Genomic DNA, 14,804 nt, shown 5'->3' with positions numbered 1-14,804 from the left:
GAAGACCTATCAGGTCCTCTCTAGATGTTAGCTTTTCGCCCACTACAGTTGACAAAGAGCCAAATTTTATCGACCAACTACCATCTACTGAAGATGGTAGACTACTACCTCCGCTGTCCAACACCGCCGTTAATAAGACCTTGCGGAAAATCGTTGGGCGTGAGGTGCGTGTCCGCTCGCTGAGGCACACTTATGCCAGTTATCTAATAGCTCATGATATCGACTTGATTTCTGTTTCTCAAGTTTTAGGGCATGAAAATCTGAACATCACACTGGAAGTTTATGCCCATCAATTGCAAGAACAGAAATCACGGAATGATGAAAAGATAAAACAAATGTGGACAGAATGTGAACGAAACGCTTTAAAACCGCATGGTTAAAGGCTTAAAAATGTCCCCTGCCGGAATCGAACCAGCAACGACTCCTTAGGAGGGAGTTGTTATATCCATTTAACTAAGAGGACTTATGAAAAAATCTGCCACGAGGACAGATTTTTTGTTGAAATCTGTAAATTATTTACGGATTTCTTTGATACGTGCAGCTTTACCTTGCAAAGCACGCAAGTAGTAAAGTTTAGCACGGCGGACTTTACCGTAGCGTACAACTTCAATCTTTTCAACACGTGGAGTGTGGATTGGGAAAGTACGTTCTACACCGATACCGCTTGAAATTTTACGAACTGTGTACATTTCTGAGATCCCTTGACCTTTGCGTGAAATAACTACACCTTCAAAGATCTGGATACGTTCGCGAGTTCCTTCGACAACTTTCGCGTGAACGCGAACTGTGTCACCAGGACGGAATGATGGGATGTCAGTACGAAGTTGACCTTCTGTCAAACTTTGGATCAATGGATTCATTTTTATATACTCCTATCTTACTAATCTTAAGAGCAACCTCTGTGTCTCAGCGGATTAGCCGTTATTTTTGTGTGTCCATTACACACTCTTAGTATCTTATCAAAAAATTATCAGAATGTCTAGTATCTTATTGCATTTCTAGCATTTTTTGTTGTCCGTAAATGCTCGTCTTATGATTAATGAGATAAGCAAAAGCCATGACAATCGCGTAAGAGAGAGCATTTGCGGGACCAAAGACTTCAACGCCAATGAAAATAGGTGCTAAAAGGGTATTGGTACTGCTACCAAAGACAGACAGATAGCCAAGACCTGCTACAAGTGGAATTGGAAGTCCTAGAACTGGTGCTAGAACAGCACCAAGACTTGCTCCGATTGCAAACAAAGGAGTTACTTCTCCTCCTTGGAAACCAAGAGATAGGGTAAAGACGGTCAAGAGCAATTTCAAGAGCCAATCCAATGGATAGATGGTCCCACCACCAACACTTAAAGCAATCAAATTCGTTCCAAGACCTGTATAGCGTCCCTTCCACAAAATCAAAAGTAGACAGGTTAAGACGACACTACCAAAGAGAACACGATAATAAGGATTTGGGAGCAGACTTGCTACTTTCTTTTTAGCTAGTGACAAGAGATAAGCAAAGAGATTTCCTGCAATACCAAAGGCCAGACCTAAAAGAGCTAATTTCATAAACGTGCCAAGGTCAATAGTTAAACTTTCAGATACAAAGTGGCTAAATTTTTCAAGACCTAAGAGATGGCTTGTTGTACTAGCCACAAAAGATGCAATAAGAGTCGGTACCAAGATTGGCAGACTTAACTGTCCTAGAGTCAATACCTCAAGCGCAAAGAAGGTCGCGGCGATTGGTGTTTGGAAGAGTCCTCCAAAACCAGCTGACATCCCCATGGTCAAGAAAATGCGTGAAGCATTCGGGAGCTTAAAATAGCGACTAAAAGCATGAGAAACTGTGGCACCAAGTTGCACTGCTACCCCTTCACGACCTGCCGAACCCCCAAAAAGATGGGTCAGCCATGTGGTTACAGTCACCAGTGGAATTAACCTTAGGGGGACTTTATCCTCCTCATTATGTCCAACCTTGAAAATCAAGCCCATCCCTTGTGCTGCTTTGCCTGCAAACCTTTGGTATAGGTAAACAATCAAAAGCCCCGCTATAGGAAGCGCTGAGACTAGATAAAAGAGATGATGGTCTCGATATTCTGAAAGCCCTATAAGAACACGACCAAAAATAGCATCAATTAGTCCAACTATCACTCCTAGAAAGACAGCATATAGACTCAAAATCACTAGATTGGAGTATGAAAGACCTTGACTCTCACTTAATTGTCTTACTTTCATCCTAGTTGCCTACTTTTCTTCTAGCTTACTTGCTTGATAAGTACGTGAATGCTTCATAATATCCGCAAAACTAGCGACGATAGCTTCTTTATATTCGAGATTAAGGACACTAGCGCCTACTTTGTCTAGCAAGGCTTGCTCTCGTTCGGGATCATAAATCGCCTTTCCAGTGCGTTGTTTATAAGCACTTACTCGAGTTACCAATTTCATACGTTCTTCCAACAAAGCCACGATCTCATTATCAACGGTGTCAATCTGTTGGCGAATCTCATTTAAGTCCATACTGACCTCCTTTTTTCTCTCCATTATAACAAAAATGACCTGAGGACAAAAGAGCCTCAAGCCATTGAATTGCTTATAAAAAGAGTTTTCTTACCTGACTGATATTACTTTCATTAACAACCAGATACAGGGTTGCTCCTGCTTTTAGACGTGTATCTCCATGAACAACTTCAGACTGGTCCTGAAAAATCTGAGTGGAAATCAAAACCCCATCAGGTAAGCTTAAATCCCTAACCAATCGACCAGCTAGACTCTCTGTAACCGGTAAGTCAATCATCGTCGGTATATTATCAACTTGCTTTGGTTCGTGAGCGATTAGATTGTGAAGCATGGCTTCATAGACAGGTTCTCCTCCCATGAAATCCATGACGAGATAGGCAATCAGGGTAACGACTCCAATTGTCATTAATTGGTGAAGGTCACCCACCATCTCAGTTACTAAAATCATAGCAGTGAGCGGTGCCTTAGAGACAGCACCGAAATAACCAGCCATACCAAGAATGATAAAAATAGGGAACTGACTGACTTGTAAGAATCCTAGATTTTCAAAAGCTGCCGCAAAAACGCTACCAGAAAGAGCACCTAGAGTCAAAATCGGAAGGAAAATACCACCAGGAAAACCTGAACCAAAGGACAACATACTCCAAACAAAGCGTATAGCCAAATAGAGGATAGCCACAGTTAGAGCAGGATGTAAACCATTTAAGGCAAGAATCAATTCATTCCCACCACCTAAAAGATGTGGAAAATAAAGGCCTATAGGAATGATAAACAGAACTGCCAAAAGACCATGAAAATGAGATGGCAAGTGGAAGATTTTCCCTAACCCTTGGTAGACCCTACCAATACGTAAGACAACCCACTCATAACCGTATCCAAGTACACCTAGAAAAATCCCCAAGACAATAAGAATCCAATAATCCTTCAAAGGAAAAACGGGTAATTTTTCTGTCATAGCAAGAACCGGTACCTGACCAAAGATGCGCAAGGAAACAGCATTGGCCACTAAAGACGCCATTAAAGCTGTCACCCAAACATGACGAGAGAAATGATGATAGACTTCTTCGACGACAAACAAAAGACCGGCAATTGGGGCATTGAAGGCAGCCGATAACCCTGCTGCCGCTCCTGCAGCAATCAAGACACGCTTCTCACGAGCAGAGAGCTTAAGTCCCTCGGCTAATCCCTTAGCAGTCATGGCACCTAGTTGAATACTAGGCCCCTCACGTCCCAACATCAGTCCCATTGAAATCCCAAGGACACCACCCACGAACTTACGCCATAATACTGACCACCAGGACGGATGTAAAAGCCCCATCAGTTCCCCTTCAACATGGGGAATCCCTGATCCCTTGATGTCTTTTTCCTGCTTAATAAGATAACCAATAAAAAGTGCAATCAAGAGATTAACAAGTACAATTCCCAGAATCAGAAGGGGATTGTGCAGGGCGTCTTGGTAAATGGATACCGAGATTTGGGCCCCTTTAGCAATTAACCAACGAAAGAGGCTAACGACTGCACCTGCAGCCACACCGACTAAGAGCCCACGCCAGACAGACCAAAGGAGATGTTGAGATTGAGTCCTAAAATCTCTTTCTATTTCATTCATAAAAACTCCATTTTTGACTACAATAAAAGCAGACTTTACTCTGCTTTTTCTTATGCTAATGCTTCTGAAACTTTTTCAGCGAAAGCTTCGAGGTTTTCGATATCTTCATCTTCAGCAGAAAGGTCAACTTTGACACTATCCGCACCTTTAGTTGCACCAGTAAAGGTGAATTGTGTTTCAAATTCATCAACTGATTTACAGAAATAATCGTAGAAAGTATCTCCTGAACCTACAACACCAAAGATTTTACCTGACAAGTCGAGGTCAGCCAAATCTTCGTAAAAGTCAACGATTTCATCTGGCAACTCTCCATCACCATAAGTGTAAGTTGCTACAATACAGATGTCCGCATCTTCAAAATCAGCGGCATCAACCGTTGTACACTCGTCTACATCTACAGTGTGACCTAATTCTTCCAATTTTTTGGCAACGATATCTGCGATTTCTTCCGTGTTACCGGTCATACTGGCATAAACGATTTTTGCTAAAGCCATAATGTCCTCCAAAATAATAAATTAGCTATATTATATCATATTTTTTCAGAAATTAAACGCCGTAATACCCTAAAAAACTGCCCCTTAGGACAGTTTTAGATTTTGCAAGAGTTCGAAATGTCGATAGACAAGCCATAGACCAACAGCAATGAGAAGCACAAGAACTATGGCTCTCATAAGACCTTTAAGAAAAGTCACGAGCCAGGTCAGAAGCATAGAGGTGATTAGCCAACTCCAACCAGAAGCACCATATAAGGTTTGAATACTCTCAAGAGAGTGGCTAGTTAAGGTTTTTACCCAAGTGGGAATATAGATCCAAATACCATCACCTGATAGGCCCAAACGATTGGCAATTATGGTTCCTGTTGTTTGCAACCAGGTAAATACCCCAGCATTGAAAAGAATGAGAAAGGTTTGCATGGGGTAACGTCTAGCAAGGCGTTTCAAATAGCGCATGATAGCTCCTCCTTAATTAGCATAAAGAGCATGGACCGTATCAATATCCACCTGTTGAATCCCGTAATAAGATCCAGCTGATTGCATAACGGATGTCTTGGAGTCATCATGGTCCAAGCCAATGGCATGCCCCAATTCGTGCTCAGCCGTATTCACAATACGCTTGTGCGTATAACCAAAATCACTATTCAAGAGGAAATAACGGTTCAACTTCACATCCACATGAGTAATGCGGTTGGTCAAAACATTGGTTTGACTATCTGCTAAACCTGCTGCCTGTGAATTAGCATCGGAATAATCTGTCGCAACAATATCAGCTGTTGACGCATCATCTGTCAGAGTAAAGATGAAAGCACCCGTGTTATTCCAGTTGGTGATAGCCTCCTTATAAGCCGCTACCAAGGTTTCATCGGTAGATTGAATATAGATGCTAGCTGTATTTTGCGCCCATCTAGCTCCATTAGACTCAGGAATTGTATCTGTCGTTGATAGATTAGAGACAACTTTCTCAACGTCACTAGTACTAGTACCACTAAAACCTAGTTCTACTTGATGAAAGGCTTGGTTAATGTTTGTGGCTAAGGTACTTGAAGAGTTATTAGCATAATAGATAAGTCCATAACCAACTATGGTTAGGATAAGGGCAAGTTTAAAAATAGCCCAAATAAGATTCCATATAAATTGGAAAAGAAGTTTGGGAATATAGAAGATTACTCTCAATAATTTTTTCAATACAGAGCCTCCTTTTCGAAACTTCCCATAGTATATCATGCTCTAATAGTTCTAAAAAGTAAAAAATATCACTTTAAGCTTTTATCATCTCTTTGACAAGATGTTACATACTTGACCTATTAAGATAAACGTTCTTCTTTAATGTAATCAATAGGTAACCATTCTAAATAGGCTTCTAGTTGTTTTTCCCAATAATACCACTCATGTCTTCCATGGTCTGTGCGGTAGTCAATGTCTAAACCAAGGGCCCTCAAATCAGCAACTGCCTTATCTTGAGAATCAAAAAGGAAATCCTCAAGACCACACCAGGCAAAGAATTGGGTTTTCTTGTCATGTTGTTTGGCTAGATTGACCACTTTATGCTGCTCAATGTCTTTTCCTTCCAAATCGCCAAAGACACCTTGCCAGTATTCCTTAGACTCACTCGTCTCATCTGTAATCATCTCCACTGATAGTCCAAGGGCACCAGAGAAGGAACCTGCACGAGCAAAGTTATTTGTCGTTAAGGCTAGTTTGAAAGAACCATAGCCACCCATAGAAAGTCCAGCGATAAAGGTCTTTTCACGCTTCTTAGTCATACTAGGGAAGAAACGTTGCATAACTTGAGGAAGCTCCTTAGCAATAGCATCGTAATACTTAACACCGTAATTGGTATTGGTATACCATCCATTTTCAGAGTTAGGCATAATAACGATAAGATTAGTCTTACGAAGGAGACGCTGAATATTGGTACGGAAGGCCCAAGAATTATGATTGCCCCCCATGCCATGAAGAAGATAGAGAACTGGGATGTCCGTATCACTTTCCCTTTCAGCAATCTGGTCGCGGTCTGGATAAATGACATCTACTTGGCGGTATTGGCCTAGAACGTCTGATGAGTATTCAATTTGAAAAAAAGCCATTTGTATTTTCCTTTCTTAATGTTAGAAAAGCTGGGACACCCCAGCTTCTGCTTTAAGAAGAAAATCTTGTCGAGATTTACCTCTACTTCGATGAATGCAAGCGAGACGCTCACACTCTTAATGTAAAATCAATGATTAACGTACTTCCATGACTACTGGAAGAATCGCTGGGCGACGTTTAGTTTGGTCAAAGAGGAACTTAGCCACATCGTCTCGGACGGCACCTTTAAGTTCGCCCCAATCAAAGCTATCTCCTGCCAAGTAATTTTCAACGGTAGTATTGACAATGTCAGCAGCCTCACGGAGAATGTCACGGCTCTTCTTCACATAAACGAACCCACGTGTATTCACACGCGCTTTAGAGACAATCTTACGTTCCTTCTTGTTAACAGTGATAGCTACGATAAAGATACCATCTTCAGACAAGACCTTGCGGTCACGAAGGACGATATTACCTACATCACCAATGGCATTACCGTCAATCATAACATCACCAGCTGGAACAGCTCCTTCATGAAGGAAACCTTGGTCTTCTGACAAGTGCATGATGTCACCGCGTTTAACGATATAAATATTTTCTGGAAGAATACCAACTTCCAAGGCTAACTCTGCATGTGCTTGAAGGTCACGGTACTCACCTTGGATAGGGAAGAGATACTGTGGACGTAGGAGGTTAATCATCAACTGAAGTTCGCGAGCATTGGCATGTCCAGATACACGAAGGCTTTGCGTAATCATCTTAACAGTTCCACCAGCTTTATAGATAGCATTGTTGACACGTGCTACTACGGCTTCCTTAGCAATGCTTGGAGTTGTTACGATATAAACCAAATCTCCATCCTTGATTTGAACGTAACGGTGACGACCAACAGCCATCTTTTGGAGGCCATCGATTGGTTCACCCATACGACCATTTTCAAGGATAATCAACTCGTGGTCTTCAAACTTGTTCATGTCTTTTGGTTTGACAATAAGTTTTTCATGCTCCACAGTCAATTTTTTAAGACGGATGGCTGTGCGGACAATATTTTCTACGTCAAAACCAGTCAGAACAACGCGACGTCCGTGATCTGCAGCTGAATCGAAGACTTGTTGAATACGTACCAAGTTTGAGGCAACTGCAGCAACAATAACACGTCCCTCTGCATCAGCAATAACTTGGTCAATTTCTTGGCCAACTTCTGCTTCAGAAGCTGTTTGTTCAGTACTTGTCGCATTTGCTGAGTCTGACAAGAGGGCCAAAACACCTTCACGGCCGATTTCAGCCAAACGACTTAAATCAGTTTTGTAGTAAGGGCGAGCAGCTTGGTCAAATTTGAAGTCACCAGTATAGACAATATTACCTTGGTCAGTGCCAAGAACAATCCCCATTGATTCTGGGATAGAGTGAGTTGTCTTAAAGAATGAGACCACTGCATCTTCAAATTCAATTTCAGTTTCTGCGTCAATAACATGGAAGTTATTGAATTTCTTAACACCAGCATTTTTGACAAAAAGCTTAGCCAACTCAATAGTAAGTGATGACCCAAAGACTGGTACTTTGACGTCTTGCAAGATATAAGGTAGGGCACCAATGGCGTCAGCGTGTCCATGCGTCAAGAAAATCCCTTGGATACGGTCTTTATTTTCAACCAAATAATCTAAATTGGGGATGACAAAGTCAACACCTAATTGTTCATTTTCAGGATACTTTAGACCAGCATCCAAGATAAAGATAGAGTCGTTAATCTCAACAATATAGAGGTTCTTAGCATTTTCACGTACTCCACCTAGGGCAATAATTTTAATATCGCTCATGCTTGTTTTTCTCCTTTTTAGTTTGACTCTCTTCTAGAGCCTATTTTTACAGACGGTCCAAGAAGCTGAACGTTCGTGCGAACAGTCTCCTTGTCGATTTACAGGCCACAACAAAAAAGTTGCATACTATTTAAGTATACAACTTTTTGGCTTATTTTACAATTTAGAGTCAATCTGGGCCTACTCGAACATAGCATAGTAGTCTGTGATATCCAATTGCCCTTTTTCTTCCTTGGTAAGGTCTTTAATGATTTGACCATCCTTCATAACGATAAGACGGTTCCCATATTTAAGAGCATCTTCCATGTGATGGGTAATCATCAAGGCTGTAAGATGGTCGCCCGTCACAAACTCATCAGTCAACTCCATAAGAGCCACACTGGTCTTAGGATCCAGGGCTGCAGTATGCTCATCTAAGAGCAAGAGCTCAGGACGTTTAAGTGTCGCCATCAAAAGGCTAAGGGCTTGGCGCTGACCACCTGAAAGGAGACCTGCTGGTGTATCTAAGTGCTTTTCTAAACCATTACTAATACGTTCAATCAGACCTTGAAATTCCTCTGTGTAGAGATGAATTTGGCGTGATTTAAGGCCTCGTTTTTCGCCACGGTATTTGGCAATCAAGAGGTTTTCTGCAACGGTCATACGAGGAGCTGTCCCCATTTTAGGATCTTGGAAGACTCGTGAGAGGTACTTAGCACGCTTCTCAGCAGGGAGAGACGTAACATCCTCACCCATGATGAAAATCTGACCACTGGTCAACATGAGGGTCCCTGCAATGACGTTGAAGAGGGTTGATTTCCCGGCACCATTTCCACCAAGAATGGTAATAAAATCACCTTCTCTAATGGTAAGGTTGACATGGTCCAGGATGGTTTTTTCGGTGTCAAAACCGTTATTGACCTTAACAGTCGCATCTTTGAGTTCTACAATAGCTGTCATCGTGATAAGGTCACCCCCTTAAAGAATTTTCGGCGTAGGACAGGCGAGATCAAGCAAAGGGCTAGAACAATCGCACTAAAGAGTTTGAGATAGTTCGTGTTAAAGCCAAGAGCGATAACTGCTGTCAAAAGGAACTGATAAAGGATTGAACCTACACAGATGGCAATCAGTCGTTCCAACAAGGTCAAGTTAGTCGTATACAAGACTTCACCAATGATAATGCTGGCAAGTCCGATGACGATAACCCCAATCCCTTTTGAAACGTCGGCATAACCGTCCTGTTGACTAATCAAGGCTCCTGAGAGGGCGATAATACCATTTGAGATAACAAGTCCCATCACTTCCATTGAATCCGTATTGATACCAAAAGATCTAGCCATGTCTCGATTATCACCCGTAGCAATATAGGCTTGTCCTAAGCGAGTGTTGAGAAAGGCAATCAAGGAAGCAATAACAATAGTTACAGCTATGAGACCGACGATTAAGAGGGTGTAATCTTTACTAAAGGGAAGCAAATCTTGGATTGTCTTAATATCAAGGAGACCTAGATTGGCTCTTCCCATTATCATAAGCATGACTGAGTTAAGGGAAGTCATGACCAGAATCCCTGCCAAGATAGTTGGAATTTCTCCTTTTGTATAAAGAAGACCAGTCACAAGTCCAGCACCACATCCAGCCAAGACAGCAACCAAGGTCGCCAAGATGGGGTTCCAACCAAAATTCATAAGGGTTACTGCTACTGCACCACCTAGTGGGAAAGAACCTTCTGTTGTCAAATCAGGAAAATCCAAGATACGGAAAGTCATGTAAATCCCAAGACCTAGGATTCCGTATAGAAGCCCCTGATAAATAGATGAAATAATCATATGTCCTCCTTATTTATCAGCTTTAACAGCGATGTCTGACTGTTTAAGCACATCGTCAGGGATGGTGATGTTGAGGTCTTGAGCAACTTTAAGGTTAAGCGTTGGAGTGCCATCATCGATAACATCAACTGGGACATCCTTAACTTTCTTACCTTTAAGAACCTTAACAGCACTACGAGCTGTAGCCTTTCCAAGTTCATATTGGCTTTGAGCAACTGAAGCCAAACCGCCCTCTTTCACCATCGTATCAACCGTCGTATAAACTGGAATCTTAGCTTGGTTGGCTGATGAGATTACTGTTGAAAAGGCTGAGGCAATAGTATTATCTTGAGGCGTCCAGATGGCATCTACCTTACCAGTCATGACTGACATGGTTGTATTGATTTCATTGGTTGATGGGACGGCGTACTCGACCACATTTAGACCATCTTTTTCAGCGTATTTCTTAAAGCTTTCAACCTGTGATTTGGAATTATCCTCACTTGAAGCATAGAGAATACCAATCGCCTTAGCGTTTGGTGTCAGTGATTTGACCAAGTCTACAGTCTGCTTAATCGGCACTTGGTTAGAGGTACCAGTGACATTGCCTTCTGGATGCTTGAGATTCTTAACCAATTTTGCCCCAACAGGGTCTGAGATAGCCCCCATGATGACTGGAATATCCTTGGTAGCTGCCGCTAGCCCCTGTGCTGCTGGTGTGGCAATACCGATAACGACATCATTCTTGTCATTAACCAATTGTTTAGACATGGTTTGAATTTTAGACTGGTCTCCTTCGGCATTTAGGAGGGTGATTTTAACCTTGTCCCCCTTATAACCAGCTTCCTTAAGGCCATCCTCAATTCCCTTCTCGATTTGATCCAGGGCGTCGTGAGTCACGAACTGGAGGATCCCTACTCTGACGACCTTATTGGCATCTTGGTGTTCTTTTTTGAAAAGATCTGTACCAATAGAACCGAGCGTCAAGATAGCTAAGAAAACCAAAGTCCAAATTAAACGCTTGTTTTTCATATGTGTCTCCTTCTATAAATTCTTCCTTTCTATTTTAAGTCATTTTCAGTCAATTAGCAATATTCTTAATTTATAAAAATTACCCTGCTCAAAGAAAAAGAACCAGAACACGATGTCTGATTCTTTTCCCTTATTATTACTGATATTGTGCCAAATCTAGCTTCATAATATAAAAGTAAAGATCACCATATTGCCCTTTGAAGCCAATATCATGTCCGTTTATAGTCACCTTAGTGACTGGGGTTGCATCTGGCAAGGCAATCCAACAGGCTTGCTGAGCTCTAACGAATTCATTGTAATCCTCAAATGAGATATGGCATTCTTGCTTAGCTGTATTTAGATAAGAAACTTCAATCATGGGGGAAACCTCCTTATAATCCTTTAACTAAGGTCTAGATTACACTTCCTAGAGAGCAAAGTCAATCATGACGACTTGAAAAACAGCAGCCTGGACCATACAAATAGACCTCATGGTATTTGCCATGAGGTCTATTTAAATTGGAATCTGGATTCTTAAGGTCCTATACGACCGTTAAATCATTTTAACGTTTGCGTCGTTTTCCAGTATAGAGTCCCATTCCTGCTAGAAGACTTGACAAACTAACAAATGCAAGATTTGAATTCTCACTACCAGTTTCTGGAAGTTGAGCTGTCTTATCAGTTGGATTGATAAATTATGCTTCTTCTTTTGTTTCTGGGAGAACTTGATCCTTAGGCTCTTCTGTTTGTGGAGCTGGCTGTGGCACTGGTGTTGGAGTCACAGTCTGTTTGTAGATGTGCTGAGTATTACCATTTTCATCAACGTATAATGTCGTTACTTGTTCGTAGACATATTCGATATCACAATTAAGTAATTTCTTGGTTTCTACGAAGCGATAACCTGGAATTTCAGCTTTTGCTTGTTCACCATCAACTGTAGGATTTCCCTACCACCCTTATCTACAAATGACGTAACCGGCAATACAGTAGGTGTGTAAGTCGCTGAAGACTTAGTTCCGTTCACATCTTCATGAACCACTGTAACTGCTGGGACAGGTTCTGTAAATTCAGCTTCTGGTGTGAATGTTACTGTACCATCTGCTGCTACCGTGTAACTACCAAGACCTGAAATAGTCTTGGTAGTGGTGCTATCTTCAAATGTAACTGGAACGGCATCATTTATTGATACACGGATGTCACCTTCAGTAAAGATTGGCTTGCCTGTTTGAGTTGCACTCTCCTTACCAATTGAAGTAACTGTTGTGACAGTTTGTGTGTACTTATCAGTTGCAGTCTTAAGAGCATTATCTGACACTCTACCATCTTTATCACGACCAACTGAAGTCGTAAGAGAAACTGTTACACCCTTGGCAGTTCCAGTAAATCCTGGGTCTGGTACAAAGGTAACCTTTCCAGTCAGCTCATCTGAATAGTAGATTCCTTCTCCTTCTACAGTCGAAACAGGATCATTGATTACATTTCCAGTTATTGGATCGACAAACTTGGACATATAATCAAAATCAGGTATGATTTTAACTTTCTCACCATTATTATTTGTTCCTTCAATAGCTAATTCTGGAGTACCAGTTTGACTAACTCCTTGAACATGCATAGATGTCTTGTCTTCTCCTTCAAGTTCCTTCGGAGTAACAGTTGGAATATATAGACCATCCATGCTATCCCAAACTTCATTTATAGAAGGAAGTGCTTCTTTGTCTTTAGAAACTCAATCAGTCGTATAGGCGTTGTTATCAGTAATCTGATTCAGTATTCATTATGGCTGCCTCAGTTGCTTCTAATTTATTACTTGCAGAAAGTCCTGAAGTATTTGTCAAACCGTTAGCAACTACCAAATTCTCTAATGGGCTTGAGCTGTAGAAGATGATTCATGATTCTTGGCTTCTGATGTTTGACTTGATGAATCTATCGATTTAGCAGTTCCACTAGCGTTATCTGTAGATTGAGAAGGTTCAGTTTTAGCACTTGCTTGGCTATCTGAAACTGAGAGTGCAGTTTCACTTGTTGCTTCGTTCGCAATCATTAATGCCAATGTACTATATAGTTGTGCATCTTGACTAATAGGTGTAGCGGCACTTGCTACACCAGCTGTTTGAACTTCTGTAGTTAACTCATCTGCTAAAACTTCGTTATCAGTACCAAGTTCCAAGTAAGATAGAGTACACGCCTACATTGAGTTTACGAATTGAAAATCGACTTATACAATTATTTAATAAATCTTTACCCACTTTGGTAATCCTCCACACTTAACATTTAAGTATCCTACTCCCTCAATGAGATTAAAAGTATTTTAAAATATTAATCGTTTAACATTCTAACACGATCAGTAAAGATAATTTATTTTTTGTATAAATATAACTTTATCCAAGTCTATATAAAATATATGCGTATGTTTACCAGTATTTAAAATTGTCCAAAAAAATAATTTTAAAGTTTCATTATTTTGAAGAAAGCGATTATATTAATTAACCTTAGAAAAATGAATTCAAGGGAAATGTTTAAATTTCTAAATCCTAATGATTATAGTCAACTTCATAAAACATCTCTTTAGTGTCTTTTTGAAAGTTTCTAGGAGCTTTAACAAATTTCGTATACACTCTTAAAATAAATGTAGCTAAAACAATATATTTCTAGGCAAATTATCCTAAGCAATTCAATTTAGCTAGCTACTTAAAATAGGAGTGTAAAGTCTATACTATGAAAAATCATGTAATTTATCATAATACTCATTTATAACCAACTCAGCTATTTTATATACCCCATTAATTCACTTCCTCAAAGATAATCTATATAGCATATTCCACTAGATACATTTTATAGTTAAATAAAATATAAAGTCATAACCACCCGTGAAAACGGGTGGCTTGTACACCGGCTGTAAGCCGATAATTGCCAGCTGGCGTCTAAAGACGCTAGCTGAACGTTGTTCAGGTTTGCTTGACTACTTGATTATTGCCCGTTGAACGGGCTTTTATCTTGTTCTGAACCCACCATCTGAAAACGGATCCTCATATTCTTTTACACTTAACTTATCAAGTGCAATATCATCTTTCTCCTGTTCACGAATATATCTCGCTACTGTTTTCTCGTTCAATCCAACTGTACTGACGTAATAACCTCTAGCCCAAAACTTGCGATTTCCATACTTATATTTTAGATTCGCATGTTTGTCAAATATCATTAAAGCACTTTTACTTTTCAAATAACCCATAAAATCCGATATAGCAAGTTTGGGTGGTATTAGTACCAACATATGAACATGGTCTGGCATCATATGTCCTTCGATGATTTCCACTCCCTTATATTGACATAGGTGGCGGATGATGTCTATTAAGTCTGAGCGAACTTTATAGTAGATTGCTTTACGTCGATACTTTGGTGTAAATACAATATGATATTTGCACATCCACTTGGTATGTGATAAACTGTAACTGGTTTTTGCCATTTATTTTTCCTCCTTAGTTTAACCTGAACACTTAAATTATATCAGGAAAAATAAATGGAA

The 14,804-nt window shown here is 40.5% G+C and carries 20 protein-coding genes and 1 tRNA gene; 1 reads left to right on the top strand and 20 read right to left on the bottom strand.

The features are described 5' to 3' along the window. A partial coding sequence (locus tag RDY04_RS08685) for a tyrosine-type recombinase/integrase (protein WP_303953709.1) occupies positions 1-380 on the top strand: 380 nt, incomplete at its 5' end. Between the two features lie 11 nt (positions 381-391). Here the strand turns inward: RDY04_RS08685 and RDY04_RS08680 are convergent. The 20 genes from RDY04_RS08680 to tnpA form a co-directional block, all read right to left on the bottom strand. Next, positions 392-463: transfer RNA gene (locus tag RDY04_RS08680), tRNA-Arg, on the bottom strand. A gap of 49 nt (positions 464-512) precedes the next feature. Beyond that, positions 513-860, bottom strand: a complete 348-nt coding sequence (gene rplS / locus RDY04_RS08675) for a 50S ribosomal protein L19 (protein ID WP_002883489.1) — start codon at positions 858-860, stop codon at positions 513-515. Positions 861-987: 127 nt separating this feature from the next. Further along, complete coding sequence (locus RDY04_RS08670) at positions 988-2,214, bottom strand: voltage-gated chloride channel family protein (protein ID WP_303953715.1); 1,227 nt, start codon at positions 2,212-2,214, stop codon at positions 988-990. A gap of 9 nt (positions 2,215-2,223) precedes the next feature. Further along, positions 2,224-2,496, bottom strand: coding sequence for a chorismate mutase (locus RDY04_RS08665; RefSeq protein WP_303953718.1), 273 nt, complete (start codon positions 2,494-2,496; stop codon positions 2,224-2,226). A gap of 73 nt (positions 2,497-2,569) precedes the next feature. Then, positions 2,570-4,105, bottom strand: a complete 1,536-nt coding sequence (locus tag RDY04_RS08660; RefSeq protein ID WP_303953720.1) for a ClC family H(+)/Cl(-) exchange transporter — start codon at positions 4,103-4,105, stop codon at positions 2,570-2,572. A 50-nt stretch (positions 4,106-4,155) separates the two neighbouring features. Next, complete coding sequence (locus RDY04_RS08655; protein WP_003092543.1) at positions 4,156-4,599, bottom strand: flavodoxin; 444 nt, start codon at positions 4,597-4,599, stop codon at positions 4,156-4,158. A gap of 84 nt (positions 4,600-4,683) precedes the next feature. Further along, entirely contained in the window at positions 4,684-5,055 is a 372-nt protein-coding gene (locus RDY04_RS08650; RefSeq protein WP_303953725.1) for a hypothetical protein, read from the bottom strand. A gap of 12 nt (positions 5,056-5,067) precedes the next feature. Further along, a complete protein-coding gene (locus RDY04_RS08645; protein ID WP_303953727.1) occupies positions 5,068-5,787 on the bottom strand; it encodes a matrixin family metalloprotease in 720 nt (239 codons plus the stop codon). 119 nt (positions 5,788-5,906) lie between these two features. Next, entirely contained in the window at positions 5,907-6,689 is a 783-nt protein-coding gene (locus tag RDY04_RS08640) for an alpha/beta hydrolase family protein (protein ID WP_303953730.1), read from the bottom strand. A gap of 135 nt (positions 6,690-6,824) precedes the next feature. Next, positions 6,825-8,486, bottom strand: a complete 1,662-nt coding sequence (locus RDY04_RS08635) for a ribonuclease J (protein WP_303953733.1) — start codon at positions 8,484-8,486, stop codon at positions 6,825-6,827. Between the two features lie 180 nt (positions 8,487-8,666). Next, complete coding sequence (locus RDY04_RS08630; RefSeq protein WP_045772081.1) at positions 8,667-9,425, bottom strand: ABC transporter ATP-binding protein; 759 nt, start codon at positions 9,423-9,425, stop codon at positions 8,667-8,669. Next, on the bottom strand, positions 9,422-10,291 hold the full coding sequence (locus RDY04_RS08625; protein WP_303953739.1) for an ABC transporter permease: 870 nt from the start codon (positions 10,289-10,291) through the stop codon (positions 9,422-9,424). Before RDY04_RS08625 ends, RDY04_RS08630 begins: the two co-directional genes overlap by 4 nt. A gap of 9 nt (positions 10,292-10,300) precedes the next feature. After that, positions 10,301-11,302 (bottom strand): tryptophan ABC transporter substrate-binding protein, encoded by a 1,002-nt coding sequence (gene trpX / locus RDY04_RS08620; RefSeq protein ID WP_303953742.1) that lies wholly within the window; start codon positions 11,300-11,302, stop codon positions 10,301-10,303. 136 nt (positions 11,303-11,438) lie between these two features. Then, positions 11,439-11,660: a DUF4649 family protein gene (locus tag RDY04_RS08615; protein WP_303953744.1), complete on the bottom strand. Its 222-nt coding sequence runs from the start codon at positions 11,658-11,660 to the stop codon at positions 11,439-11,441. 184 nt (positions 11,661-11,844) lie between these two features. Further along, positions 11,845-11,973, bottom strand: a complete 129-nt coding sequence (locus tag RDY04_RS08610; RefSeq protein WP_303953758.1) for an LPXTG cell wall anchor domain-containing protein — start codon at positions 11,971-11,973, stop codon at positions 11,845-11,847. Positions 11,974-11,976: 3 nt separating this feature from the next. Further along, complete coding sequence (locus tag RDY04_RS08605) at positions 11,977-12,189, bottom strand: hypothetical protein (protein WP_308000893.1); 213 nt, start codon at positions 12,187-12,189, stop codon at positions 11,977-11,979. Beyond that, a complete protein-coding gene (locus RDY04_RS08600) occupies positions 12,168-12,956 on the bottom strand; it encodes a cell surface protein (protein WP_303953747.1) in 789 nt (262 codons plus the stop codon). Before RDY04_RS08600 ends, RDY04_RS08605 begins: the two co-directional genes overlap by 22 nt. A gap of 183 nt (positions 12,957-13,139) precedes the next feature. Beyond that, positions 13,140-13,448 (bottom strand): hypothetical protein, encoded by a 309-nt coding sequence (locus RDY04_RS08595; protein WP_303953750.1) that lies wholly within the window; start codon positions 13,446-13,448, stop codon positions 13,140-13,142. Continuing rightward, a complete protein-coding gene (locus RDY04_RS09650; protein WP_374110375.1) occupies positions 13,432-13,527 on the bottom strand; it encodes a YSIRK-type signal peptide-containing protein in 96 nt (31 codons plus the stop codon). Before RDY04_RS09650 ends, RDY04_RS08595 begins: the two co-directional genes overlap by 17 nt. Positions 13,528-14,270: 743 nt before the next feature. Further along, the gene (tnpA, locus tag RDY04_RS08590) at positions 14,271-14,744 is read right to left on the bottom strand and encodes an IS200/IS605 family transposase (RefSeq protein ID WP_003092321.1); all 474 of its coding nucleotides are present in this window, start codon (positions 14,742-14,744) and stop codon (positions 14,271-14,273) included. Positions 14,745-14,804 lie beyond the last annotated feature (60 nt).

It is taken from the genome of uncultured Streptococcus sp., assembly GCF_902463925.1.
Lineage (GTDB): Bacteria > Bacillota > Bacilli > Lactobacillales > Streptococcaceae > Streptococcus.
Note: the sequence above shows the minus strand (reverse complement) of the source record. Positions and strands in the feature narration are given on the sequence as shown.